The organism is Pantoea sp. Ap-870 (assembly GCF_011752515.1).
In the GTDB taxonomy this organism is placed as follows: domain Bacteria; phylum Pseudomonadota; class Gammaproteobacteria; order Enterobacterales; family Enterobacteriaceae; genus Pantoea; species Pantoea dispersa.
Window position 1 is genome coordinate 169,837 of the sequence record NZ_VWXG01000005.1, and the last position, 25,250, is coordinate 195,086.

A 25,250-nucleotide genomic window follows, 5' to 3' on the forward strand; every position below is an offset into this window, starting at 1 on the left:
AATTGCGCGTTAGTGTAACCCGCACACGGCGACTTGTCAGGAACCCCGAATGTTTACTGCTGTGCGGCTTGCAGGCGCGTCACGTCCTGCTGATTTTTTTCCAGCGTTTGGTCCACCGTCAGCTTGCCCTGCAGCAGCGCCGCCAGATTCTGCCCGACGGCGTTACCCATCTGATCAAAGCCAGCAATACTGACGTACTGCACACCGGTGTAAGGTACGGTGTTCAATGTCGGTTGATCGACGGTGGCGGATTCAATCGCGCTGCGCACCTGAGCGGCGTAAGGCGCCAGGCGCTGGTAGTTTGGCTGCTGGTAGGTGGAGTTGCGGCTGCCGGGTGGCACCGCTCCCCAGCCGACGGTATCCGCAACCTGCTGAATATACTGCCGCGAGGTCGCCCAGCTGATGAAGTCCACGGCGGCAGCGCGCTGCGGTGAGTTAGCCGGTACCGCAAGCGCCCACGACCACAGCCAGTGCGAGCCGTTGCGCGTAATGCCGCCCGGCGCCGGCGCAAACGCCAGCTTGTCCGCTACCAGCGAAATCTGCGGGTTAATCAGCAGCCCGGCGGCGACGGTACTGTCGATCCACATCGCGCATTTTCCCTGTGCGGTAAGACGCAGGATCTGGCCAAAGCTATTGCTGGCCGTATCCGGCGGACCGTCCTGTTTCACCATCGCCAGATAATCGGTCAATACCTCGCGCCACTCTGGCGAATTCAGCGTCGGCTGCCAGCGATCGTCAAACCACTGCGCACCATAGGCGTTGGCCATGGTGGTGAGCAGGGCCACGTTATCGCCCCAGCCGGGCTGGCCGCGCAGGCACAGGCCATAGATACCGTGCTGAGGATCGGTGAGTTTCGCCGCGAAATTTTTGATGTCGGTCCAGTCGGGATCGTCCGGCATGGTCAGCCCTTTCGCCGCAAACAGATCTTTGCGGTAATAGGTCATGCTGCTTTCCCCGTAAAACGGTAGCGCGTACAGCGTTTGCTGCCAGGACAGTGCTTTGCGCACCGGCGTCAGCAGATCGTCGCTGTCATACTCTGGCGGCAGGTTATTAAGCGGCGCCAGCCAGCCTTTTTTACCCCACAGCGGCGCTTCATAGGTACCCACGGTAATCACATCAAATTTTGCGTCACCGCTGTTCATGGCTGCCAGCACCGCCTGGCGCAGGGCGCCATCATCCATCACGTGCCACTGCAGTTTCACGTCCGGATGCTGCTGTTCGTAACGGCTCGACAGCTGCTGCATGATAGTCATGTCACCATTGGCAATGGTGGCGATATTGAGCGTGGTGGCGGCCTGGCTGAGCAGCGGCAGCGCGGCCAGCAGCGCAATTATGGTACGCTTCATGGCGGCTCCTTATGGCTGCTGCAGGCGGAAGAACGCCATTTTTTCCACCAGCAAACCGGCATGCTGGCTCACCGTCTGGCTGGCCGCGCTGGCCTGCTGCACCAGCGATGCATTCTGCTGGGTGGCACCGTCCATCTGGATTACTGCGGTGTTCACCTGCTCAATGCCGCTGGATTGCTGGCGGCTGGCCACAGCGATCTCACCAACGATATCCACCATGCGCGCCACGCCGTGGTTGATGTCGTTGAGCATCTCGCCAGAGCGCTGCACCAGCGCGCTGCCGGCTTCGACTTTACCCACGCTGGCATCGATCAGCGCCTTGATCTCCTGTGCGGCACCGGCCGAACGCTGCGCCAGCTGTCGCACCTCTGACGCCACTACCGCGAAGCCGCGTCCCTGTTCCCCGGCGCGCGCCGCTTCTACCGCCGCATTCAGTGCCAGCAGGTTGGTCTGGAAGGCGATTTCATCAATCACGCGGTTGATATCCGCGATGCGCTTGCTGGAGGATTCAATCTCCTCCATCGCACTCACCGCGTCGCGCAGTACACCGCTGCCGCGCTCGGCCTGATGGCGCACATCGCTTGCCAGCTCATTGGCCTGCGCGGCGTTGTCCGCGTTGTGTTTCACCGTGGCGGTCATCTGCTCCATACTGGCCGCAGTCTGCTCCAGCGAACTGGCCTGCGCGTGGGTGCGCTCCGACAGGTCGTCGTTGCCATCCGCCATCTGGCGTGCCGCATCGCTCAGTGCATGGGCACTTTCGCCCACCTCGCGCACGATCTCCGCCAGCCGCACATCCATGCGCAGCAGCGCCTGCATCAGTTCACCCATCTCATCGCGCGTTACCGTACCGATACGGTGATTGAGCTCGCCGCCGGCAATGGCATCCGCCAGTTCGCGCGCCTGGGCGATGGAACGGTTAATCGAGCGGATCAGCAGCCAGCCGGAGACCAGCGCCAGACTTAGACCCAACAGCAGGATGGCGATCAGGCTATTGCGTGCCAGCAGGTAGTCGCGGTTGCCCTGCTGCCAGGCCGTCTGCGCATGCTGCCGCATCAGCGCATCCAGCTGGTCAATGTCCTGCTGCAGCAACTGGCTGCCGCTGCGCAGGCGGGTTTCGATGACCACCAGTGCGGCGGACGGGTTACCGCCTTTCAGCAGCTCACCGGCTTCATGCAGCGCACCCTGCCAGCCGTCGAGATGGGTCAAAGCGCTGGCTCAGCGGTTTGGTCTACGCATCAAACGCCAGCTGCTGCCAGGTATGGCGATCGGCGTTGATTTGCTGACCGTACTGCGCAATGCGCGCCAGGCGTTTTTCCACTTCACTGCTGTCGGTCCAGTAGCGCAGCGCATCGAACAGGGTAGCGGATTGCTCCTGCACCATGCGGTACAGGCGTGAGGAGTATTGCAGCGGAAGCAGCTCGTTCTGATAGGCATTTTGCGCGCGCTGATCGGCAGCGCGCAGGCCGATAATTCCCCAGACGGCAGCAATAATCAGTAACAGGCACAGCAGGCTGACAATCGCAGCCAGACGTGCGCGAAGGGTCAATCGCATAACAGCGTTCTCCGAAACCAGGGTGAGTAAGTCGTCAATATTGTTATGGGTGCAGGTGCTTTAGACTTCACATCAGGTTATCGGCGAAGAGTTGAACAGCTTGAGGGCGCCGGAGAAAGAGAAGGGGGATTCCACCGCAGATACCTTGCGTCACGCCGGGAAAACATTATAACGTAGCCGCCATTGATGCGAGTGTAGGGACCGAAGATGAAAAAGTGGATGGTACTGGCCGCGCTGGCGCTGAGCGGCTGTGCGCAAATCAACAGTTATGACGAAGCGGTAAAAACCCCGGCACCGCTGGAACTGCAGGGTAACTGGCAGACGATGGGGCCGCAGAGCAAGCTGATCAGCAGCGAGGCTATGGCCAGCCTGATCGTCAGCGCTGATGGCACTACCCTTGACTGCCGCCAGTGGCAGCGGGTGATTGCCAAACCAGGCAAGCTGACGCGCCTGGATGATGACTGGGTTAACGTTAACCGTCAGGCGCGCGTGATGCCGCTCTCGCTGGAGAACGGTGAGCTGCACTACGATGGCCTGACGCTGCGTAAAGTGGAACGCCCAACCGTCGAGTGCCAGCAGGCGCTGGACGAAGTGGCAAAGCGCCCTGGCGATGCGGTGATTCAGGATATTGAGCCGCAGATTCTCAGGCCGGTCTCGGCAGAGAAATAAGGGACAGAGCTGAAATGCTTTTCTTCCTCTCCCGACTGCGGGAGAGGACATTTCATCAGGCTGGAACGGTTATCGCTTCTGCAATAAATAGCTGTTTTCAAAGCCGGGCAAACTGCCAATCACATCGAACCCATTAAAATAGCCACCCGCCCGTAATAAATCCACAGCAGGACCGACCTGCGGTGAATACTGGTGATCGCGATAATCGTCAAAGACGATAAAGCCGCCTTGCACCAGGGTGGGCGAATATAACAGGAAATCGAGCAATACATGGCGGCCTTCGTGTCCGCCGTCAATATGCAGTAATACGGTACGCGGATTAAGGGCCTGCACCCGCTCAATACTTAATTCAGAGTAGCCACGGATGAGATTAACCTGGGGAAACAGCTTTTCGTGATAAAAGCGCAGCTCACTTTCCTGATTTGCCAGCTCCATGGGATCGATGCTGATAATGCGACGTTTATGCTGGCAAATCTCATTCATGAAAGCCGTCGATTTCCCTTTCCACACGCCGATTTCAATGATGTCACCCGCTACATTATTATGCTCGAGTAACCAGCAAAGATAACCCAGGCATTTTACATGGCTATGGAAAGAGAGCTCACGGCGCGCCATGGCCAGTTCTGCCGGTAATTCTGCCTGCGCCTGTGCCAGAGCATCACCGACCTTATCCCAGGTGTCATCGATGAGCTGCTGTATTTCAGGCTCCTGAAAAAAAACTTTTAAATCCGCGATATCGAGCATGTCGTTGCCTTATAAAGAGAGAATACAGCCGGCAAGGCTGAAAAGGTCTGCGTTAAATGTGCCACAGTTGCCATCATTCAAGGCGGTAATAAGGCTCAGTTTAAGGGGGTAATTAAACGCTTAGCATGGCGGGGGCGGTAAGAATCCAGGGAGAACAGCGTCTCCCTGACAGATAGGATTATAAATCGCTGGGATAAAGCACCTGACTGGAAAAACGACCATAAGCGTTGGTGACTTTCTGTTGCTGCGTGGTTTGCTGGACCAGCGAACGCAGCTCTTCCATGCGGGTCGCCATCAACTGCTTAATCTCAAGCTCATTGTCCATCACCTGCTTCAGCATGGGCCGTAACTGGACACGCAGCGCAGCAGGCAGGGCGGAGGTATCACGGTCGCGCGCTACGTGCGTAACGCTGCTCACGTAAGCTGCCTCACTGGCCACTAAATCATCCCAGTGCCCCTGGCGCGCCTGTTTCAACATCTGATTACTCAGGCTGAGCAAACGCTGATACCCCTGCAGCAGGTCGCTATCTGAAGTCATGGTTACGCTTCCTGAACGGCGTGTGGACCAATTTGTTTCCACGCGTCGGCAATGTTGCTCAGCAAGCGCTCGACTTCCGCAATCGCTGCCGGATCGTTGTGCAGGTTGGCTTCCAGCAGACGGCGGGTCATGTACTCGTAAAGATTATCCAGATTGGCAGAAATCTCTCCACCGGCTTCATGATTCAGCCCGGCGCGTAAGCCATTAGTAATGATATTAATGGCTTTCGACAGCGCCTGGCCTTTACCGGGAATGTCGCCCTGATCCATCAGAATGGTGGCTTTCTTCATGGCGCTGAGTGCGCCATCAAACAGTAAAACCACCAGCTGATGTGGGCTGGCGCTTAACACGGCACTTTCCAGACCGACCTGTGCGTAGGCCTGCGTTCCCGATTTAGCGTACATATTTAACTCCTGTTAACTGCTCATGTTCGCGAACTGCTGCGTCAGATAGTTCTGGGTCTGGGTCATGGATGAGACCAGCGTATTCAGGTTCGTGAACTGGGTCTTGTAGCGCGCCATAGTGGCGGTAATCTGTGCGTTTACCCGATCGTAATCGTCAGACAGTTTCTTCAGCGTTTTATTGATGCCGTCAGTGGCGTTCTGTACAGAGCCATTGCTGCCTAAAATCTGATCCAGATAGTTACTGGTTTGCGTCGCAAAGCCGGTGGTTTTGCCGTCACCGGACAGGAAACTGACCACATCCGCCGATTTTTCATCCAGCGCTTTGTTAAGTTTGGTGCTGTCGACGGTCAGCTTGCCATTCACATCCTGGGTAATGCCGATCTGTGACAGCAGGGAAATACTGCCGCCGCTTTGGGCACTGGTGGACAGCTTGGAGCGCAGGCTGGTCTGAATGTTACGCAGCGTGCCATCACCTAACAGATCGCCATTGCTGGAGTCCTGCGAGGTACTGCCCTGATCCACGGCGGTGTATTTGGTCTGGTTACTGATGGTGGTCTGCAGCGAGTTGTACGCGTCAACGTAAGCCTGCACCGCGGCGATCATCGGCGCATTATCCTTGGTGACGGATAAGGTCTCCGGGCTGCCGGTGTTGGTTTTGGTCAGGTTCAGCGTGACGCCTTCCGGCGCATCAGTAATGATGTTGCTGCTGCGGGTGATGGCGACGCCATTAATGCTCAGTTTGGCATCGGCCGCTTCCACCTGCTCCGTCATACCATTGCTGCTGCCACCTTTGGTAAAACCAATATACTGCGCCAGGGCGCTGTCATCGGTAGAAACCGTCATCTCATTGGTGGTGCCGGTATCACGCGAGGTCAGGGCCAGATAATAGGTATTGTCATCGGATTTGATGATACTGGCGGTAACGCTGCCCTGCTGTTTGTTAATCGCATCTTTAATGTCCGTCAGGCTGGTTTGATCTTTGCTCAGCGTGATGGTCATTGGGTCTTTCTGACCCGGTTGCGTAATGGTGATGGTGCGCGAGGCGAGGCTGGAATCGCCTAAATCGCCATCTTTACTGGTCGCGCTTTTCGACAGCAGCGACTGCGCTTTAGCCAGTTGGGTGACTTCAACCGAAAAGTTACCGGCCGCCGCATCATTGGCCAGCGTGGCGGTGAACGCGGTATTGGTGCTACTGACTTTTGTTGAGGCAATTGCAGACGTGTCTTTGAGCGCAGCGGCAGCTGTCTGGACTTTCGCCAGTGCCGTTTGCACGACGCCCCATGCTGTCAGCTTGGCTTTATAAGAGGTTTGCTGATTTGTAATTGGCGTCAGGTTGGCTTTTTCTGCCGTTTCAAGCTGGTCATACAGATCGCTCAAACCCAGGCTATTACCAGCATTGAGGTTACTTACACTTGCCATGTTGTAATCCTTTATAGGTGGATAATCACTGAGGAGGGTATCGGCAGTGAGCGGAAAAATATTAGACAAAATATAAAAAAACAATGAGGCAAATAAAGAAGGGATAAGGGCCTGTTTTCGGGGTTTAAAAAAATAGCTAAGGTTTTCTCAGGTACCGACGATAACCAAAGCAAGCTGAATGGCCCCGGGCCAAAAGCCCGATAGAATCTCAACTCATTGACTCAAGGAATTTATCATGGCCGTTATCAATACCAACACATTGTCGCTGACCACGCAAAACAACCTGTCCAAGTCTCAGGCTTCTCTGGGTACCGCTATTGAGCGTCTCTCTTCTGGTCTGCGTATTAACAGCGCCAAAGATGATGCTGCAGGTCAGGCGATTGCTAACCGCTTCACCTCCAACATCAACGGCCTGACCGTTGCTGCCCGTAACGCCAACGACGGTATCTCACTGGCTCAGACCGCTGAAGGCGCGCTGTCCGAGATCAACAACAACCTGCAGCGTGTGCGTGACCTGACCGTGCAGGCGCAGAACAGCTCGAACTCGGCCTCAGACATCGACTCCATCCAGGCTGAAGTTAACCAGCGTATGGAAGAGATCAACCGCGTAACGTCGCAGACCGACTTCAACGGCATCAAAGTGCTGAACACCGGTTCCGGCTCTACCGACTACAGCTTCCAGGTGGGTTCAAAAGATGGCGAAACCATCGCCATCACCATCAGCTCCAGCGATGGTTATAACCTGGCGAAAGCCGGCACCAGCGGCACCGCGCTGAACACCCGAGCGATGACCTCAGGCGATACCGTTAACGGTACCGCGCGCTCTACTGAAGCCGTTGGTTTTGACGTGCTGAAAGGCGCAGTCACCGGCGGCGCGTCTGGCGCAGCGTCCGGCACCACGCCACTGGCAGACATTGATGCGGCCATCAAATCTGTTGACTCACAGCGCAGCCTGCTGGGTGCCTCACAGAACCGCTTTGAGTCAACCATCACCAACCTGAACAACACCGTGAACAACCTGTCAGCTGCGCGCAGCCGTATTCAGGATTCTGACTACGCGACAGAAGTGTCGAACATGTCGCGCGCGCAGATCCTGCAGCAGGCGGGTTCTTCGGTGCTGGCGCAGGCCAACCAGGTGCCACAGACCATGCTGTCTCTGCTGCGTTAATTCTCTCGCGCACAGACCGGGCCCCGTATGGGGCCCTTTTTTATTTCTGCTGCTGAGATTTTCTTCGATCGTTCCTTACCGCTTAATTTTAATGAAATCATCATTAAAGCTTACGCAGCGGCTGCCGATAAATTTTGGCGACGGCGAGAACGCCACGGGTTTTCGACCTGAATTCATCATCAGTTAAGGAATAAACATCATGGCAGTCATTAACACTAACACCTTGTCGCTGACCACGCAGAATAACCTGTCCAAGTCACAGGCTTCTCTGGGTACCGCTATTGAGCGTCTCTCTTCTGGTCTGCGTATTAACAGCGCCAAAGATGATGCTGCAGGTCAGGCGATTGCTAACCGCTTCACCTCTAACATCAACGGCCTGACCGTTGCTGCCCGTAACGCCAACGACGGTATCTCACTGGCTCAGACCGCTGAAGGCGCGCTGTCCGAGATCAACAACAACCTGCAGCGTGTGCGTGACCTGACCGTACAGGCGCAGAACAGCTCGAACTCGGCCTCAGACATCGACTCCATCCAGGCTGAAGTTAACCAGCGTATGGAAGAGATCAACCGCGTAACGTCGCAGACCGACTTCAACGGCATCAAAGTGCTGAACACCGGTTCCGGCTCTACCGACTACAGCTTCCAGGTGGGTGCGAAAGATGGCGAAACCATCGCCATCACCCTGAGCTCAAGCGACAAATTCAACCTGGCGAAAGCCGGCACCAGCGGTACGGATCTGAACACCCGTGCGATGACCTCAGGCGATACCGTTAACGGTACCGCGCGCTCTACTGAAGCCGTTGGTTTTGACGTGCTGAAAGGCGCAGTCACCGGCGGCGCGTCTGGTGCAGCTACCGGTAGCACGCCTCTGGCAGACATCGACTCCGCTATCAAAGCCGTCGATTCACAGCGCAGCCTGCTGGGTGCCTCACAGAACCGCTTTGAGTCAACCATCACCAACCTGAACAACACCGTGAACAACCTGTCAGCTGCACGCAGCCGTATTCAGGATTCTGACTACGCGACCGAAGTGTCGAACATGTCGCGCGCGCAGATCCTGCAGCAGGCAGGTTCTTCTGTGCTGGCGCAGGCCAACCAGGTGCCACAGACCATGCTGTCTCTGCTGCGTTAATCGCAAACGCGCAGACTTCAACGGAGCCAGCTGGCTCCGTTTTTTTATTTCCGGAAGAGGGTAGCCACAGCCTCGTTGCTAATTTTCTGATTATTAACATCTATTTTTTGTCTGCAAAGACGACAAAATCAATATTAAAAAGAGTGAAGTTTTTGCGCAGCCTGTCGATAACTTTAATACGGTGTTGAACCGCAGGCCTGAAGGGCTGAATTATCTCTCTTAATAAAGGAAACTTGCTATGGCAGTGATTAATACCAACACATTGTCGCTGACGACTCAGAACAACCTGTCAAAGTCTCAGGCTTCTCTGGGTACCGCTATTGAGCGTCTCTCTTCTGGTCTGCGTATTAACAGCGCAAAAGATGACGCTGCAGGTCAGGCGATTGCTAACCGCTTCACCTCTAACATCAACGGTCTGACCGTTGCTGCCCGTAACGCCAACGACGGTATCTCACTGGCTCAGACCGCTGAAGGTGCGCTGTCCGAGATCAACAACAACCTGCAGCGTGTGCGTGACCTGACCGTGCAGGCGCAGAACAGCTCGAACTCGGCCTCAGACATCGACTCCATCCAGGCTGAAGTTAACCAGCGTATGGAAGAGATCAACCGCGTAACGTCGCAGACCGACTTCAACGGCATCAAAGTGCTGAACACCGGTTCCGGCTCTACCGACTACAGCTTCCAGGTGGGTTCAAAAGATGGCGAAACCATCGCCATCACCATCAGCTCCAGCGATGGTTATAACCTGGCGAAAGCCGGCACCAGCGGCACCGCGCTGAACACCCGAGCGATGACCTCAGGCGATACCGTTAACGGTACCGCGCGCTCTACTGAAGCCGTTGGTTTTGACGTGCTGAAAGGCGCAGTCACCGGCGGCGCGTCTGGCGCAGCGTCCGGCACCACGCCACTGGCAGACATTGATGCGGCCATCAAATCTGTTGACTCACAGCGCAGCCTGCTGGGTGCCTCACAGAACCGCTTTGAGTCAACCATCACCAACCTGAACAACACCGTGAACAACCTGTCAGCTGCGCGCAGCCGTATTCAGGATTCTGACTACGCGACAGAAGTGTCGAACATGTCGCGCGCGCAGATCCTGCAGCAGGCAGGTTCTTCGGTGCTGGCGCAGGCCAACCAGGTGCCACAGACCATGCTATCTCTGCTGCGTTAATTCTTTCTTACGCAGATCAGGCCCCCAACTGGGGGCCTTTTTTATGGGCGGGATTAACCGCTTTTTTACTGGATAATGGCGCGATTGTTTCCAGGCGCGCCGCGTATTCTGAGCTGAAAGAGACGTCACACAGACGTGAGTTATCGCCGAGGCTGAGGATACAACCGACAATGAACGCGAACGCACTGGTAAGCATAATCATTCCTGCTTATAAAGCCACCTGGTTTGAACTGGCGCTGAAAAGTGCATTAGCACAGGATTACCCTCATTGTGAAATCATCATTGGCGATGATTGCCCTGATGCAAAAATCGAGGATATTGTTAGTGCGTATCAGGTAAACAGTAAATTTCCCATCTATTACCAGCATCATCATCCCGCATTAGGCGAAATCGCCAACCTCAGTCAGGCAATACGTCGCGCCAAAGGCGAATACGTAAAATTCCTTTATGATGATGATGTACTTCTGCCGCAGGCCGTGTCGCAATTAGTCGCGGCGCTGTCGCAGGTGCCGCAAGCGGTGATGGCGACAGCCAGACGTAATCGCATTGATTCCGTCGGTAAAGCGATGGCAGACGAGATTTACAGCGTATCGCCGGTATTAGAAGACACGATTTTTCATGGTCAGGATATGGCCCGCTGGCAGGCTGATTTCCTGAACAACTTTATCGGTGAACCCAGTGCCGTTTTAGTGCGCAGCGCGGCGCTGCGCAAGCTGGTGGACGAACCGCGCGAGCTGCATGCGTTGATCGATGAAGGGCTACCGTTCATTGCCGATCTGGTGATTTACCTGCGCTTGCTACGTCATGGTCATCTGGTCTATTTACCGCAGGTGCTGGCGCAGATTCGTATCTCGCGTGAGCAAACCAGTCAGGAAGCGCGCCTCGATGGCAATATAGCCAGTCAGTCTCACCAGCGCTTTCCGGAAGAGATCAAAAAACTGGGCTGGTATGATGAGCAGCTGCCGCAGGGCTGGATCCGTCACGCCACGCTGCGCAGCCAGCAGGACTTCCAGCCGTTTGACCTGACAACGGCGCTGCAGAATGCGCGGGTAGAGAGCCATTTTGCCGAGTGGTTCCGTCAACGCACACTGCGGCCCATCGAACAACAGCTGATTGCACAGCATCTTGCCAGTCAGCCGGTCGCACGTATTGCCGTGGTGATTGATGTTCGCGACGCGACTGAGACCGAGTGGCTGCTGACACAGGCCAGCCTGGATGTCTCTGTGGCCGGCCTGAGCCTGCAGCCGGTGGTGCTGGCGGCACCGTATCAATCGTTTATTCCGGCCTCTGTGCAGCGTATTGATGTGCGCGACAATCAGGTAGTTGCTGCGCTCAACACGCTGACCGAAGAGGGACATTTCGACTGGCTGATAGTATTACGGGCCGGCAGTCAGCTGTATACCTCAGGTTTGCAGGCGCTGGGAACGGTGCTGCCGGAGGTCGGTCATTGCCAGTTGATTTATGCCGATGAGGTGTATCCGGTCAATGGCCGTCCGGTTGGCGCATCCTTCCGCCCTGACTTTAATCTTGACCTGCTGCTCAGTAACCCATCGAGAATGGCCTGCCACTGGCTGTTCCGCCGCGAATTTTTGCAACAGACTGGCGGGTTTGCCACGCACTGGCCGGGCTGTTTTGAACTGGACGTGATTCTGCGCACCATCGAAAGCCAGCCTTTTAATGTGATTGGGCATCTGGCTGAGCCGTTAGTGCAGACCGCCTCATTACGACAGCCGGTGGATGAAGAGCGCGCCCTCATCCGCACCCACCTGCAGCACCGCGGCTACGCACAGGCCGATGTCAGCCTGAGCCCACATAATGTTTATCAGCTGCATTATGGTCACCCGCAGTCGGCCCCGGTTTCCATCATCGTTCTGGTGAGTAATCACCTCCCGAACCTGGTGAGTTGCGTCACCTCACTGATGGAAAAAACCGCCTCACAGAATTATGAATTGCTCCTGGTTTCTGCTCAGGGCGGAAGTGCCGCCCAGGACGAATGGCTGCGCGGTATCGCTGAGATCGACCCGGCACGCATTCGCACATTGCAGATTGAGGGCGGTTTTCATCGCGCCAGAATGGTCAATGCCGCCGCCGCTGTGGCCAGAGGCGATTACCTGCTGCTGCTGAGTAGCGATTTGGCCATGCTTGATAACAGCTGGCTGGAAAATCTGCTTAACCATGCCCAACGTCCGGAAGTCGCTATTGTTGGCGCCCGGCAAATCTACGAAAATGGCCAGGTACGCCACGCCGGTTATGTGCTGGGGATTAACGGCCTGGTAGGTGAGCCGTTCTATGGTGAGAGCCATGAAACCGCGGGACACATGGCGCGTTTGCAAGCCGACCAGAACTACAGCGCGGTGTCAGGCGATCTGATGATGGTGCGTACCGAGGTGTTTCGCGCCGTTGAGGGTCTGGATGAGACGCTGCAGCATTTCGACGATGTCGACTTCTGTCTGCGCGTGCGCGAAGCCGGGTTAATGACGGTCTGGACACCGTACGTGCGTATGCTGCGGCAGGTTAATCCTGAACTGACGATCGACACGCAGAGTCGAAGCCAGGAGGAAGATCGTCAGCTGCAGAAATGGCAGGCCATCGTGACCCAGGATCCGGCGTATAACCCCAACCTGACGCTCAATAACATCAACTTTAGCGTGTCCTCCGACAGCGAACTGACATGGCGTCCGCTTTCGTGGCGGCCATTGCCGGTGGTTATGCCTTTCATGGCTGATTTTGCCGGTTGTGGTTACTATCGCATCATCAAGCCCTATGAGGCGATGCGCGATGCCGGCCTGGTGGATGGCAAACTATCCTCCACGCTGATAAATGTTGCCGAGCTCAATCGCTTCGCGCCCGATAGCCTGATTTTCCAGCGTCGGATTGACGCCGAGTTCCATGAATGGCTGGAGAAAGTCAGTAAGCATACGCAGGCGTTCAAAATTTATGAGCTCGACGACTACCTGCCCAATATTCCGCTCAAAAATCATCATCGCTCACAGTTTGGCAACGATGTTAAAAAATTGATGCGGCGCAGCCTGAGTTATATGGATCGCTTTGTCGTATCCACCGAACCCCTAGCCGAAGCGTTCGCGGATATGCACCACGATATTGTGGTGCGTAAAAACCGTCTTTCGCATGACTGGTGGGGCAAGCTGCAGTCGCTGCGCAATCAGGGAAAAAAACCACGCGTTGGCTGGGCCGGGGGCTCCAGTCATACCGGCGATCTGGAAATGATTGTCGATGTAGTGCGCCATTTTGCTAATGACGTTGAATGGGTGTTTTTTGGCATGTGCCCGCCAAAGCTGCGGCCTTTTATTCATGAATATCACCACGGCGTAGAAATTGAGCGTTATCCGGCCAAACTGGCTTCGCTTAATCTCGACCTGGCGTTAGCGCCTGTCGAAGATAACTTTTTCAACACCTGTAAAAGTAATCTGCGCCTGATGGAATATGGTGCCTGCGGCATTCCGGTGATTTGCAGTGATGTGGCGTGTTATCGCGGTGATTTAACCGTCACGCGCGTGAAGAACCGCCACAAAGACTGGGTGGACGCCATCAATATGCATCTGCTGGACCCCGCAGCGAGTGCCCAAATGGGCGCCAGGCTGCAGCAGGAAATTCGCCAGGACTGGATGCTGGAAGGCGAGAACCTGCAAAGCTGGTCACAAGCCTGGACGCTGAAGCGTTAATTTTTGACCTGCTGCACCGCAGCGGGTCAATGCAGTTTCAATCTATCTGGATAACACCACACTCTGCGGTCATTCACCGCCTCATCACTGGCTGAGGCGAATACCTGTTCTGCAGGGAATGACCCGGCTGATAACCTTCAAGAGTGGGTTGGTGTGAAAAGGCACTCTGCTGAGGTGAACGATTATGAATAATAAACCTGTGTATGTAACCAGCCCGCTTATGCCACCGCTGGAAGAGTTCATGCCTTACCTTGAACAGATCTGGCAGAATAAAGTCCTGACCAACGGCGGGCCCTTCCATCAGCAACTTGAACAGGAGCTGGCACGCTATTTAGGTGTTGAGCATCTCTGCTTATTTACCAATGGCACGCTGGCGTTGCTGACGGCACTGCAGGCGTTGCGTATTACCGGTGAAGTCATCACCACACCTTATTCTTTTGTCGCCACCTCGCATTCTCTGTTGTGGAATGGGTTAACCCCGGTGTTTGTCGATATCGACCCGATAAGCTGTAATATCGATGCCTCCAAAATAGAGCAGGCCATTACACCGCAAACCACAGCCATTATGCCGGTGCACTGCTACGGCAATCCGTGCGACGTGGAGAATATTCAGCGCATCGCTGACCTGTACGGGCTGAAAGTCATTTACGATGCGGCTCACGCCTTTGGCGTCCGTAAAAACGGCAACAGCATATTGAATTATGGTGACTTGTCGATTTTAAGTTTTCACGCAACGAAGGTTTTCAATACCATTGAAGGTGGCGCAATTATTTGCCCGGATGCTAAAACCAAAAAGCGCATCGATTACCTGAAGAATTTTGGCTTTGCAGATGAAACCACCATTGTGGCGACCGGCATTAACGGCAAGATGAACGAGGTGCAATCGGCCTTTGGCCTGCTGCAGTTAAAGCACATCGACCAGGCATTAGCGGAGCGGGCGCGTATTCAGGCGCACTACTATGATTTGCTCGCGGAAATCGATGGCATTACGCTGCCGCATATTCCGGCTGATGTTGAATGGAACTACTCTTATCTGCCGGTGATGGTAACCGAAGATTTTCCGCTGAGTCGTGATGAGCTTTATGCCCATCTGCGTGAGCACAACATTATTGCCCGCCGTTATTTCTATCCGCTGATCACCAGTTTCCCAATGTATCGTGGATTACCTAGCGCTGATGAAGCGGCCTTACCGATTGCACAACAAATGTCTCAGCGCGTGTTATGTTTGCCGGTCTATCCTGGCTTAGCATTGGCCGAAGTTGACAATATTGTGCAAATCATTCACCGCCTGGCTGAGCAAAAGCTAACAAGCCGCGCGTTACCTCTGGTGGGATAATAACAAGGCGTCTGAGACGCCTTGTTTTATATTTATTGCAGGGCGGTGATGTCAGGAACGGGCTGAACGATGGCTGAATCACCGGCTAAGCAGGCGGATTGCACGCGGTTTTGCCAGTCCGATGCTTCAACCCCCAGCGCCGCTATCCGCACGGTATTCAGTACGCTATTTACCGGCCTTGCCGCCGCCATCGGATATTGCGCACTGCCAATCCCTTTCACCAGCACATCCCGCTGCGCGGCCACAAAAATCGCCTGGGCGAATTCGCACCAGCTGACCGCCACATCGCCACAGTAGTGATAAACGCCGGCGGCTTCCGCGCGGGATGCCAGGGTGATAATCGCCTGTGCCAGATCGCCGGCATAGGTCGGGCAGCCGAACTGATCGTTCACCACGCTGATTTCGCTGCGGGTTTCTGCCAGCCGCAGCATGGTTTTGACAAAGTTTGCACCGTACTCACTGAACACCCACGAGGTGCGAATCACTACGGCGTCCGGCAGCACTGAGAATACGCGTTTCTCACCCTCCCATTTGCTCAGGCCGTAGAAATTAATCGGGCAGGGCAGATCGCTTTCGGTATAAGGCGTTTTTTTACTGCCATCAAACACGTAATCGGTGGAGAGATGAATCAAGCGGGCGCCCTGCTGGTGAGCGGCGATGGCGAGATTTTCCGGGCCGATGGCGTTGACCTTCATGGCGCGGATACGGTCGGTTTCAGCCTTATCGACCGCGGTATATGCGGCGGCATTGATGATCACATCGGGACGGAATTTCTTCACCACCCGTTCCACCGCCGGGCGGTCGGTAATATCTAACTCGGCAGAGCCACAGGCTAGCAGCACCCACTCTGCCGGCACCCGATCCAGTAAACAACGGCCAAGCTGGCCATAAGCACCGGTTAACAAAACGCGCATTGCACTAACTCCTGCAGGGAGAGTCCTTGTTGATCTTTTACCGATAGCAGAGGCGTCGCTACCGGCCATTGCACCGCAATTTCAGCGTCATTCCACATCAGGCAGGCTTCATCCTGTGGGTTGTAGTAATCAGTACATTTATATTCGAAGTCAGCGACCTCGGAGAGCACCACAAAACCGTGTGCCAGACCCGGCGGGATCCACAACTGGGTTTTGTTCTCTTCAGACAGCTCCAGCCCGGTCCATTGGCCAAAGGTGGGCGAATCCGCACGGATATCGACGGCAACGTCAAACACCGCGCCGCGTACCACGCGCACCAGTTTGCCTTGCGGCTGGGTTTTCTGAAAATGCAGCCCGCGCAACACGTTACGCGCCGAACGGGAGTAGTTGTCCTGCACAAAATCCAGGTCGATATCCAGCAGTTGCTGATAACGCCGCTTCTCAAAGGTTTCGAGGAAGAAGCCGCGGGCATCGCCAAATACTTTAGGCTGGATAATTTTTACATCAGCAATTTTCGTGGTGATGACCTCCATCTCACTCCTCCACCAGCATCTTCAGATAGTGACCATACTGTGTTTTGCCGAGATAGGCGGCGCGCTGCAGCAGCGACTCGCTACCGATCCAGCGCTTGCGCCAGGCGATCTCTTCCAGACAGGCAATTTTGAAGCCCTGGCGCTTTTCAATGGTATGAATGAAGTGTGACGCTTCGAGTAAACTCTCGTGGGTACCGGTGTCGAGCCAGGCAAAGCCACGTCCCAGCACTTCGACGTTAAGCAACCCATCGTCGAGATACATCTGATTGAGGGTGGTAATTTCCAGTTCGCCGCGGTGAGAAGGGCGAACTTCCCGCGCCATGGCGCAGACATTTTTATCGTAAAAATAGAGGCCGGTGACGGCATAGTTCGATTTTGGCTGTAGCGGTTTTTCTTCAATGGACAGTGCGCGGAACTGCTTATCAAATTCCACCACGCCGAAGCGCTCAGGGTCCATCACCTGGTAGCCAAATACCGTAGCACCCTGCGGTCGCGCGACCACATCTTCGAGCTTTTTACCAAAGCTTTGACCAAAGAAAATGTTATCGCCCAGCACTAATGCGCAGCGCTCACCGGCAATAAAAGACTCACCGATGATAAACGCCTGCGCCAGGCCATCGGGCGATGGCTGCACCGCGAACTGGAGATTGACGCCGAAATGGCTGCCGTCGCCCAGCAAACGCTGGAATCCCGCCAGATCTTCAGCGGTAGTAATCACCAGGATGTCACGAATGCCTGCCAGCATCAGCACCGAAAGTGGATAGTAAATCATCGGTTTGTCATAAACCGGTAACAGCTGCTTCGATACGCCGCAGGTTACAGGATGCAGGCGGGAACCTGTCCCGCCCGCCAGCACTATACCTTTCATCATTGCCTTCCTTATTACGCGTCTCTGCTCTCCACAGAGTCATGCTGTGAGCATACGAGCGCGCAGGAATAATTGATGGCGCGAATAACCGATAAAAAAGCGGGCATTGCCGGGGATAAGCGGAAGGAGAGAAAAGCAGCGCGTGGGCATTCCTGCTGAGCTAAATCAAATTGGGCTCTTGCGCGGCAGACGATTTCCCCTTGCGCATCATAACCTCAAAAAAGTAACCATCCTGTTACAGCCTGGGTGAGAACTGCCGATAACCCTCTTCAGAATCATTCCAATTTTTAAGCTCTATTTTTCCTGTTTCTGGGGTGTCTATGCGCTTCAATTATGACTTGTTACCGGGTGAGCAACTGACCTTCGATGAGATCGCGCTGCGCTATGCGCAGCAGCATCCGGAGGAGAAGGAGCTCACCGCCCGCGGGTTGCTCAGCCCGTCAACCAGCTACCGCAATCTGGTGATCCGCGCGCTGTTTGCGCAGGAGGAGCTGAACAGTCCGCTGGAGGATCTGCTGTTCGTCTCCGACGATAACGAGCGCAAAAACTACCTGCGCCGCTTCGAGCATTACCTTAAAAACCAGCAGGCGTTTCTCTATTTTCGTCGTAACGATGAAGCGCGTAAAAGCGGACGCTGGAAAGTGATCGGCGAAACCAGGGTCTACGCGATGCTCGATCCCCGCTCGGCGGAAGCGCAAAACCTGCTCAACAGCCGCGGTTTCAAGCTGGTGCTGATGCGTCAGACCGAAGAGGATGAGTACTGGCAGCTGTTCGATCCGCAGGCGCACCCCTGTTTCCCGCTGTCGCGCAAGATCCAGTTTTTAGTGGTACTCAGCACGCCGCAGCAGAAAATGCCCAGCGCGGTAATGCCGGGTACTGAAGTGGGGCGGCGCGTCAAGGCGAAAGTGTTCCAGCGCGCCAGCCAGGCGGAGTTCAGCGCGGCGGTGAAGGCGCGCTATGGTGCCTGCATTATTACCGGCACGCGCTTAACCGAGCGCCACAGCTGGCCGTGGGTGGAAGCCTGCCATATCGACACCCAGGAGAATGAAGAGGGCTTCCTGGCGGATAACAGCGTCGACAACGGCCTGTTCCTGCGCAGCGACCTGCAGCGGCTGTTTATCAACAAAATGATTAGCATTGACGCAGAAACCGGTCAGGTGCTGTTTAATTCCGCGCTGGAATGCGACGAGTCCATTAGCCCTTTTTATCAGGCGCTTGAGGGCAAAACCTGTGCGCTGTGGGACGCCGTCCCGCCTGGCACAAGGCAGCGGCTGCGTAATCTGCGCTGAACCTGCGCGCAATGGCGGTGCGATCCACCGCCATCCATAACAAATTTGAAATAACCTCGCTTTTGCCTGCCTATTCTGCCAATCGAAACCGCTACAGAATTGGATAATCATGCCGATAACTTTATTAACGCAGGGTAGTCAACGTGAACGATCTCTATACCGCCGATGGCGTGATGGATAAACATTCGCTCTGGCAGCGCTACGTTCCTCTGGTGCGGCATGAAGCGCTGCGCCTGCAGGTGCGTTTGCCAGCCAGCGTTGAGCTTGACGATCTGCTGCAGGCCGGTGGTATTGGCTTACTGAATGCCGTGGAGCGCTATGACGCGCTGCAGGGCACCGCCTTTACCACCTACGCCGTGCAGCGTATCCGGGGCGCAATGCTGGATGAGCTGCGCAGCCGCGACTGGGCACCACGCAGCGTACGTCGTAATGCGCGCGAGGTGGCCGGCGCTATGCATCAGGTAGAGCAAGCGTTGGGGCGCGCGGCTACCGAGCAGGAAGTGGCTGAGCGGTTGAATGTTTCGCTGGAAGAGTACCGGCAGATTCTGCTGGATACCAATAACAGCCAGCTTTTCTCGTACGACGAGTATCGGGAAGAACACGGCGACAGTGCGGAACTGGTCACGGAGGGGCATGAGGAAGCCAACCCGTTGCATCAGTTAATGGAAGGAAACCTGCGTGAACGCGTGATTGAAGCGATTGAGGCGTTGCCTGAACGCGAAAAATTGGTGCTCACACTGTACTACCAGGAAGAACTGAACCTGAAAGAGATTGGCGCGGTGCTGGAAGTGGGGGAATCCCGCGTCAGCCAGTTGCACAGTCAGGCGATCAAACGCCTGCGGGCCCGTTTGACGGGAGCGCGCTAACAGACTCAGTTCCTGGGGAACCAAAAATAAAAAAACCGGGGACTCAGCAATGGGAGCCAAAGTTAAAGCCAGACCGTTAAGTCGCTACCTTAAAGACTACAAACACAGCCAAAGCAACTGTTCACACTGTGGCAAAGTTTTAGACCGTATGGCGTTAGTGTTCCGCGGCCAGATCATCAATAAAGAGGCCATCGCACGCATGGACCAGATGATTGACGATCAGGTATGGATGAAACTCCAGCCGGAACTGACGGCGCTGTGCCGTTTCTGCAGCGATATTTTTTGTAATACCCATCCGAATTACTTCGATATCATGGCGTTCAAACAATATCTGTTTGAGCAGACCGAGATGAGTCACAGTACCATTCGTGAATATGTGGTGCGTCTGCGTCGTCTTGATGACATGCTGAAAGCGAAAAATTTCCCGGCAGAAAGGTTACGGGGCAACAGCTGGCATGAGTGTCTGCAAAACGATCTGCCCGATGCGGGCAACAATAACTACCGTATTGCACTGCGCAAATATGACCAGTTCTTAGGCTGGCAGCGCGGCTAAGGGTGATTCAACCCCGGTTACTGGTGAGCATGCCAGCAACCGGGGCGCGTCGCGATCAATTCCGGATGCGACTTTTCTCATCTTCTGCAACACTGTAGGGATAACTGCACATTGCCCGAATGGAGGCTGCATTGTCCTTACATCTTTTGCACCAGTTTCCCCGTCTTGAACTGCTTGGCGCACCGACGCCGTTAGAACATTTGCCACGCCTGTCTGATTACCTCGGACGCGATATCTTTATTAAACGTGATGACGTCACGCCGGTGGCGCTGGGCGGTAACAAGCTGCGTAAACTGGAGTTTCTCGCTGCCGATGCGCTGCGGGAAGGCGCCGATGTGCTGCTGACCGCCGGCGCGATTCAGTCCAACCACGTGCGCCAGACGGCAGCCGTGGCGGCGCGTCTGGGCCTGAAATGCGTGGCGCTGCTGGAGAACCCGATTGGCACCGACGCCGCCAACTACCTGAGCAACGGCAACCGCCTGCTGCTGGACCTGATGGATGTCGAGGTCGTGATGGTTGATGCGCTGCACAATCCGCCGCAGCAGCTGGCAGAGCAGGCAGAACGGCTGGAAGCGCAGGGCTTCCGGCCTTACATTGTGCCGATGGGCGGCTCGAATGCGCTTGGCGCGCTCGGCTACGTCGAATGCGCGCAGGAGATCGCCCATCAAAGCGAAGGCGTGGTGGATTTCGCTGCGGTGGTGGTGGCGTCGGGCAGTGCCGGGACGCATGCCGGGCTGGCGATCGGTCTGGAACAGCTGCTGCCGAATAGCGAGCTGGTGGGCGTTACGGTGTCGCGCAAGGTTGAGGCGCAGCTGCCGGTGGTGGAGCGCATTCGCAGCGCGCTGGCACAGCAGCTGGAGCTGGAAGCGCGTGCGCCGGTAACCCTGTGGGATGACTATTTTGCGCCGCGCTACGGCGAACCCAATGACGAAGGCATGGAAGCGGTGCGCCTGCTGGCGCGGCTGGAGGGCATTATGCTCGACCCGGTCTACACCGGCAAAGCGATGGCGGGTCTGATCGATGGCATCAGCCAGAACCGTTTCCGCCGGGAAGGGCCGCTGCTGTTTGTGCATACCGGCGGCGCACCGGCGTTATTTGCTTATCATCCTTCGGTATGAGACAGCAGCAAAAAAAGGTTTATAATCCAGCGGTTATTACAAAGAGCACATGCCGGAGCGGCACCCTTTATTGCGAGATAAAGCACGCCGCGCCCAAAATGTGCGTTAATTAACCATAAGCACACAACACATCACAATAATGGGGTAAACATGGCTTTCTCTCCGATTCGTCGCCAGCTGGTGATGGGAATGATGGCGGTCGCACTGGTGGCGGGCGTGAACGTAAAAAGCTTTGCGGCAGAAGATTTGCTGGCGCAGGTCAAGAGCAAAGGTGAGCTGCGCGTCGGGCTGGAAGGCACCTATCCGCCGTTCAGCTTCCAGGATGAAAACGGCAAGCTGACCGGTTTTGAAGTCGAGTTTGCCCAGGAGCTGGCAAAACACCTCGGCGTGAAAGCGGATCTCAAACCGACCAAATGGGACGGTATGCTGGCCTCGCTGGATTCCAAACGTATCGACGTGGTGATCAACCAGGTGACCATCTCCGACGAGCGCAAGAAGAAGTATGACTTCTCCACGCCGTACACCATCTCCGGCGTGCAGGCGCTGACGCTGAAGAAGAACGCGGGCTCCATCACCAAACCGGATGATCTGTCCGGCAAGAAAGTCGGCGTGGGTCTCGGTTCTAACTATGAGCAGTGGCTGCGCGACAACGTCAAAGGCGTGGATATCCGTACCTATGATGATGACCCAACCAAATATCAGGATCTGCGTTCAGGCCGCGTGGATGCCATTCTGGTTGACCGCTTAGCCGCGCTGGATCTGGTGAAGAAAACCGGCAATACCATGGCGGTGGCTGGCCCGGCGTTCTCCCGTCTGGAAGCGGGCGTGGCGCTGCGCAAAGGCAATGAATCGCTGCTGAAAGCGATTGATGGTGCCATCGCCGACATGCAGAAAGATGGCTCGCTGAGCAAGCTGTCTGAGAAGTGGTTTGGCGCGGACGTCACGAAATAATGCAGGAAAGTTTACAGCTGGTGCTGGATTCAGCACCTTTTCTGCTGAAAGGCGCGCTGTTCACGCTGCAGCTGAGTATCGGCGGGATGTTCTTCGGCCTGATACTCGGCTTCGTGCTGGCGCTGATGCGCCTGTCACGCTTCTGGCCGGTTAACTGGCTGGCGCGTTTTTATGTGTCGATCTTTCGCGGCACGCCGCTGATTGCCCAGCTGTTTATGATCTACTACGGTCTGCCGCAGTTTGGCATTGAGCTCGACCCGATTCCGTCAGCGATGATTGGTTTGTCGCTCAACACCGCGGCCTATGCCTCGGAATCGCTGCGTGGCGCGATTGCGGCTATTGAGCGCGGTCAGTGGGAAGCGGCCGCCAGTATCGGCATGACGCCGTGGCAGACGCTGCGTCGCGTTATTCTGCCGCAGGCGGCGCGCACCGCGCTGCCGCCGCTCGGTAACAGCTTTATCAGCCTGGTGAAAGATACCTCGCTGGCGGCCACCATTCAGGTGCCGGAGCTGTTCCGGCAGGCGCAGCTGATCACCTCGCGCACGCTGGAAGTGTTCACCATGTATCTGGCGGCCTCGCTGATTTACTGGGTGATGGCCACGGTGCTGTCGGCGCTGCAAAATCGGCTGGAAGCGCACGTCAATCGTCAGGATCGGGAGGCAAGATGAGTGCAATTGAAGTCCGTCAGCTGGTGAAACAGTTTCACGGCCAGACGGTGCTGCACGGTATCGACCTCGATGTCGCGCCCGGCGAAGTGGTGGCGATCATCGGTCCGAGCGGCTCGGGCAAAACCACGCTGCTGCGCAGTATTAATCTGCTGGAAGTGCCGGAAAGCGGCCAGGTCAAAGTCGGTGACATCAGCATCGACGCCAGCCTCGGCCTGCACAAGCAGAAGGATAAAGTGCGGCAGCTGCGCCAGCAGGTCGGCTTTGTGTTCCAGAACTTCAATCTGTTCCCGCACCGTTCGGTGCTGGAGAACATCATTGAAGGGCCGGTGATCGTCAAAGGCGAAGCGAAGGCGGAAGCCATTGCGCGCGCGCGCACGCTGCTGGAGAAGGTCGGTCTGCACGGTAAGGAAGAGAGTTTCCCGCGCCGGCTTTCCGGCGGTCAGCAGCAGCGCGTCGCAATTGCCCGGGCGCTGGCGATGCGTCCGCAGGTGATTCTGTTCGATGAGCCAACCTCGGCGCTGGATCCTGAACTGGTGGGCGAGGTGCTCAGCACCATTCGCGCGCTGGCGCAGGAGAAACGCACTATGGTGATCGTTACGCATGAGATGAGCTTCGCGCGTGACGTCGCCGATCGCGCCATCTTTATGGATCAGGGGCGTATTGTGGAGCAGGGCCCGGCTAAAGCGCTGTTCAGCAATCCGCAGCAGGCACGCACCCGGCAATTTCTCGACAAGTTTCTCAATCAATAATCTCTCCGGGCCGGTTCGCTGGCCCGAATTATTTTTCCTCTAGCAAAATATTAAATATCGCGCTTATCTTTTTGACGCATTAATAAATTTATTTCCCGGCGATATAATTAATGCTGGTTTACTCCGCTGCGGAATGTTCTTAATTTCCACGCGGCATTACGTGCGCGGCGCACCGTCAATTTATGCCATGAAGGCTTAAATAACAGCTATTCACGGCTAACCCGCCGGGCGGTCAATTTATCTCTGGTACTGTAAAGTATTGTTATATCAGGACCAGCGAAAAAGTTTTAGGAGTTTCGCTAGAGTCAGTCCCTGCTGCTTGCTGAATAATCGTTGAATAACCATAAAGGCTTCACTGCCTGTTTTTCCATTCTTCTCCTTTAAGACCTACACCGCAGCAGGAGTCAAAAATATGAATAACGCCATGAAAGAAGATATTGCATGGGTGAATACCCTGAAAGGGGTGTGCATATTGCTGGTGGTGCTGTATCACACCGTATTACCGGGCTTTGAAGGCACGGTTAAATATCTCAGCGCCGGCTGGATTCCGGCGGAAATATGGGTGCAGTTTAATACGGTGTTATCACCGTTGCGCATGCCCGCCTTTTTCTTCGTCTCCGGCCTGCTTGCCACCAACGGCATTCTCAACCGGCCGTGGAAACAGGTATTTACCAGCCGCATTACCAATCTGTTCTATCTCTATGTGCTGTGGGGCTTTATTCAGTGGTGGTCGATTGTCGGCATTTCGACTGAAATCACCGGCCAGCGTATCTCGCAGAACCTCAACGCGGCTTACGCCGGTTCGCTGCTGGAGTTCCTTAAGCTGACTTTCCTGGCGATGAGCACCTCGTGGTACCTGTACGGTCTGGCGATCTACTTCCTGTGCGCCAAAATCTTCCGTCAGCACAAAGTGGCGCTGCTGGTGGCGGCGGTGGTGCTGAATTATCTGGCGGTGGAGAAGATCATTCCCTACTGGGGACCGCAGAGCGTGGCGCAGTATTTCCTGTTCTTCCTGCTGGGCGCGTTCTGGAGCCCGCTGATGTTGCGCCTGAGTCAACTGCGCCGCGAGAACCTTCTGCCGTGGGCCGCGCTGGCCGCGCTGTCCGGCCTGCACGTGATTTTTGGCCTCGATAAGAGCCTGTTCATGTGCATCATCGCGGTGCTGGTGAGCGTGGCGGCGTGCCGCTGGCTCAACGCGCACTTCAGCATGCGTTACTTCAACTGGATTGGCCGCAACACGCTGCAGATCTACGTTATCCACCGCATTTTTATTGAGTTCTTCGGCATGTCAGCGATTCTGTTTGCGCAGCGCCATCATCTGTTTGAGCAGGCGTGGTTTGCGCTGCTGTGGGCGTGCTTCTATCCGCTGGCAATTGTCGGCATCTGTTCGCTGTGTTCGGTGGCGGTGTGGTCGCTGACCAACCGCGGGCTGGGGCAGTCGCTGTTTGTTTTCCCGACGCTGATTGGTTTGAAACGCAGTAAGTCGGTGGCGTGATGTGCGCTGGTAAGTTTTAAAGTGGTACAAAAACGAGGGCACATTTCGTAGCGGCGCGATTCATCGCACAATGAATAGCGCCGC

Annotated in this window: 24 protein-coding genes; 14 read left to right on the forward strand and 10 right to left on the reverse strand. The window is 55.7% G+C overall.

Annotated elements, in window-relative coordinates:
• Positions 1 to 53: 53 nt before the first annotated feature.
• Genes F3J41_RS14240 through F3J41_RS23450 form a run of 3 tightly spaced genes read right to left on the reverse strand, consistent with a single transcriptional unit; the run spans position 54 to position 2,898 of the window.
• On the reverse strand, positions 54 to 1,346 hold the full coding sequence (locus tag F3J41_RS14240) for a sugar ABC transporter substrate-binding protein (protein ID WP_058780709.1): 1,293 nt from the start codon (positions 1,344 to 1,346) through the stop codon (positions 54 to 56).
• Between the two features lie 9 nt (positions 1,347 to 1,355).
• Positions 1,356 to 2,552 carry a methyl-accepting chemotaxis protein gene (locus F3J41_RS14245; RefSeq protein ID WP_247656298.1) on the reverse strand — a complete coding sequence of 399 codons (1,197 nt, stop codon included), beginning with the start codon at positions 2,550 to 2,552 and terminating at the stop codon, positions 1,356 to 1,358.
• Positions 2,553 to 2,574: 22 nt separating this feature from the next.
• The gene (locus F3J41_RS23450) at positions 2,575 to 2,898 is read right to left on the reverse strand and encodes an MCP four helix bundle domain-containing protein (protein ID WP_247656299.1); all 324 of its coding nucleotides are present in this window, start codon (positions 2,896 to 2,898) and stop codon (positions 2,575 to 2,577) included.
• A gap of 207 nt (positions 2,899 to 3,105) precedes the next feature.
• Here F3J41_RS23450 and yedD point away from each other — a divergent pair, with 207 nt between their 5' ends.
• Entirely contained in the window at positions 3,106 to 3,567 is a 462-nt protein-coding gene (gene yedD, locus F3J41_RS14250; protein WP_159377220.1) for a lipoprotein YedD, read from the forward strand.
• 69 nt (positions 3,568 to 3,636) lie between these two features.
• Here yedD and F3J41_RS14255 read toward each other — a convergent pair whose 3' ends face one another.
• From F3J41_RS14255 to fliD, 4 genes are all read right to left on the reverse strand, one after another.
• A complete protein-coding gene (locus tag F3J41_RS14255) occupies positions 3,637 to 4,311 on the reverse strand; it encodes a class I SAM-dependent methyltransferase (RefSeq protein WP_058757411.1) in 675 nt (224 codons plus the stop codon).
• Between the two features lie 178 nt (positions 4,312 to 4,489).
• The gene (fliT, locus tag F3J41_RS14260; RefSeq protein WP_104093187.1) at positions 4,490 to 4,849 is read right to left on the reverse strand and encodes a flagella biosynthesis regulatory protein FliT; all 360 of its coding nucleotides are present in this window, start codon (positions 4,847 to 4,849) and stop codon (positions 4,490 to 4,492) included.
• A gap of 2 nt (positions 4,850 to 4,851) precedes the next feature.
• Positions 4,852 to 5,253 (reverse strand): flagellar export chaperone FliS, encoded by a 402-nt coding sequence (fliS, locus tag F3J41_RS14265; RefSeq protein ID WP_021509889.1) that lies wholly within the window; start codon positions 5,251 to 5,253, stop codon positions 4,852 to 4,854.
• A 12-nt stretch (positions 5,254 to 5,265) separates the two neighbouring features.
• On the reverse strand, positions 5,266 to 6,672 hold the full coding sequence (gene fliD / locus F3J41_RS14270; protein WP_150361553.1) for a flagellar filament capping protein FliD: 1,407 nt from the start codon (positions 6,670 to 6,672) through the stop codon (positions 5,266 to 5,268).
• Positions 6,673 to 6,907: 235 nt separating this feature from the next.
• Between fliD and F3J41_RS14275 the strand changes: the two genes are divergently transcribed.
• The 5 genes from F3J41_RS14275 (at position 6,908) to F3J41_RS14295 (ending at position 15,162) form a co-directional block, all read left to right on the forward strand.
• Positions 6,908 to 7,840, forward strand: a complete 933-nt coding sequence (locus F3J41_RS14275; RefSeq protein ID WP_058757414.1) for a flagellin — start codon at positions 6,908 to 6,910, stop codon at positions 7,838 to 7,840.
• Between the two features lie 199 nt (positions 7,841 to 8,039).
• Entirely contained in the window at positions 8,040 to 8,972 is a 933-nt protein-coding gene (locus F3J41_RS14280) for a flagellin (protein ID WP_058757413.1), read from the forward strand.
• 238 nt (positions 8,973 to 9,210) lie between these two features.
• On the forward strand, positions 9,211 to 10,143 hold the full coding sequence (locus tag F3J41_RS14285) for a flagellin (protein WP_058757414.1): 933 nt from the start codon (positions 9,211 to 9,213) through the stop codon (positions 10,141 to 10,143).
• Between the two features lie 170 nt (positions 10,144 to 10,313).
• Complete coding sequence (locus tag F3J41_RS14290) at positions 10,314 to 13,826, forward strand: glycosyltransferase (RefSeq protein WP_166711592.1); 3,513 nt, start codon at positions 10,314 to 10,316, stop codon at positions 13,824 to 13,826.
• A gap of 184 nt (positions 13,827 to 14,010) precedes the next feature.
• The gene (locus F3J41_RS14295; RefSeq protein ID WP_021509895.1) at positions 14,011 to 15,162 is read left to right on the forward strand and encodes a DegT/DnrJ/EryC1/StrS aminotransferase family protein; all 1,152 of its coding nucleotides are present in this window, start codon (positions 14,011 to 14,013) and stop codon (positions 15,160 to 15,162) included.
• 32 nt (positions 15,163 to 15,194) lie between these two features.
• Here F3J41_RS14295 and rfbD read toward each other — a convergent pair whose 3' ends face one another.
• Genes rfbD through rfbA form a run of 3 tightly spaced genes read right to left on the reverse strand, consistent with a single transcriptional unit; the run spans position 15,195 to position 17,477 of the window.
• Complete coding sequence (rfbD, locus tag F3J41_RS14300) at positions 15,195 to 16,076, reverse strand: dTDP-4-dehydrorhamnose reductase (RefSeq protein ID WP_166711594.1); 882 nt, start codon at positions 16,074 to 16,076, stop codon at positions 15,195 to 15,197.
• A complete protein-coding gene (gene rfbC / locus F3J41_RS14305) occupies positions 16,061 to 16,609 on the reverse strand; it encodes a dTDP-4-dehydrorhamnose 3,5-epimerase (RefSeq protein ID WP_021509897.1) in 549 nt (182 codons plus the stop codon). Before rfbC ends, rfbD begins: the two co-directional genes overlap by 16 nt.
• 1 nt (position 16,610) lies before the next feature.
• Positions 16,611 to 17,477 carry a glucose-1-phosphate thymidylyltransferase RfbA gene (rfbA, locus tag F3J41_RS14310; protein WP_125310830.1) on the reverse strand — a complete coding sequence of 289 codons (867 nt, stop codon included), beginning with the start codon at positions 17,475 to 17,477 and terminating at the stop codon, positions 16,611 to 16,613.
• Between the two features lie 320 nt (positions 17,478 to 17,797).
• Between rfbA and F3J41_RS14315 the strand changes: the two genes are divergently transcribed.
• From F3J41_RS14315 to F3J41_RS14350, 8 genes are all read left to right on the forward strand, one after another.
• Positions 17,798 to 18,766, forward strand: a complete 969-nt coding sequence (locus tag F3J41_RS14315; protein ID WP_088517721.1) for an HNH endonuclease signature motif containing protein — start codon at positions 17,798 to 17,800, stop codon at positions 18,764 to 18,766.
• A gap of 143 nt (positions 18,767 to 18,909) precedes the next feature.
• Entirely contained in the window at positions 18,910 to 19,632 is a 723-nt protein-coding gene (locus F3J41_RS14320) for an RNA polymerase sigma factor FliA (RefSeq protein ID WP_021509900.1), read from the forward strand.
• Between the two features lie 49 nt (positions 19,633 to 19,681).
• Positions 19,682 to 20,185 carry a flagella biosynthesis regulatory protein FliZ gene (gene fliZ, locus F3J41_RS14325; protein WP_031280184.1) on the forward strand — a complete coding sequence of 168 codons (504 nt, stop codon included), beginning with the start codon at positions 19,682 to 19,684 and terminating at the stop codon, positions 20,183 to 20,185.
• 131 nt (positions 20,186 to 20,316) lie between these two features.
• Positions 20,317 to 21,303 (forward strand): D-cysteine desulfhydrase, encoded by a 987-nt coding sequence (locus F3J41_RS14330; RefSeq protein WP_166711596.1) that lies wholly within the window; start codon positions 20,317 to 20,319, stop codon positions 21,301 to 21,303.
• 150 nt (positions 21,304 to 21,453) lie between these two features.
• Complete coding sequence (tcyJ, locus tag F3J41_RS14335; RefSeq protein ID WP_166711598.1) at positions 21,454 to 22,254, forward strand: cystine ABC transporter substrate-binding protein; 801 nt, start codon at positions 21,454 to 21,456, stop codon at positions 22,252 to 22,254.
• Positions 22,254 to 22,922, forward strand: a complete 669-nt coding sequence (tcyL, locus tag F3J41_RS14340; protein ID WP_058757420.1) for a cystine ABC transporter permease — start codon at positions 22,254 to 22,256, stop codon at positions 22,920 to 22,922. The genes tcyJ and tcyL overlap by 1 nt, the downstream gene beginning before the upstream one ends.
• A complete protein-coding gene (gene tcyN / locus F3J41_RS14345) occupies positions 22,919 to 23,671 on the forward strand; it encodes an L-cystine ABC transporter ATP-binding protein TcyN (RefSeq protein WP_021509905.1) in 753 nt (250 codons plus the stop codon). The genes tcyL and tcyN overlap by 4 nt, the downstream gene beginning before the upstream one ends.
• Positions 23,672 to 24,083: 412 nt before the next feature.
• Positions 24,084 to 25,166 (forward strand): acyltransferase family protein, encoded by a 1,083-nt coding sequence (locus F3J41_RS14350; RefSeq protein WP_166711600.1) that lies wholly within the window; start codon positions 24,084 to 24,086, stop codon positions 25,164 to 25,166.
• Positions 25,167 to 25,250 lie beyond the last annotated feature (84 nt).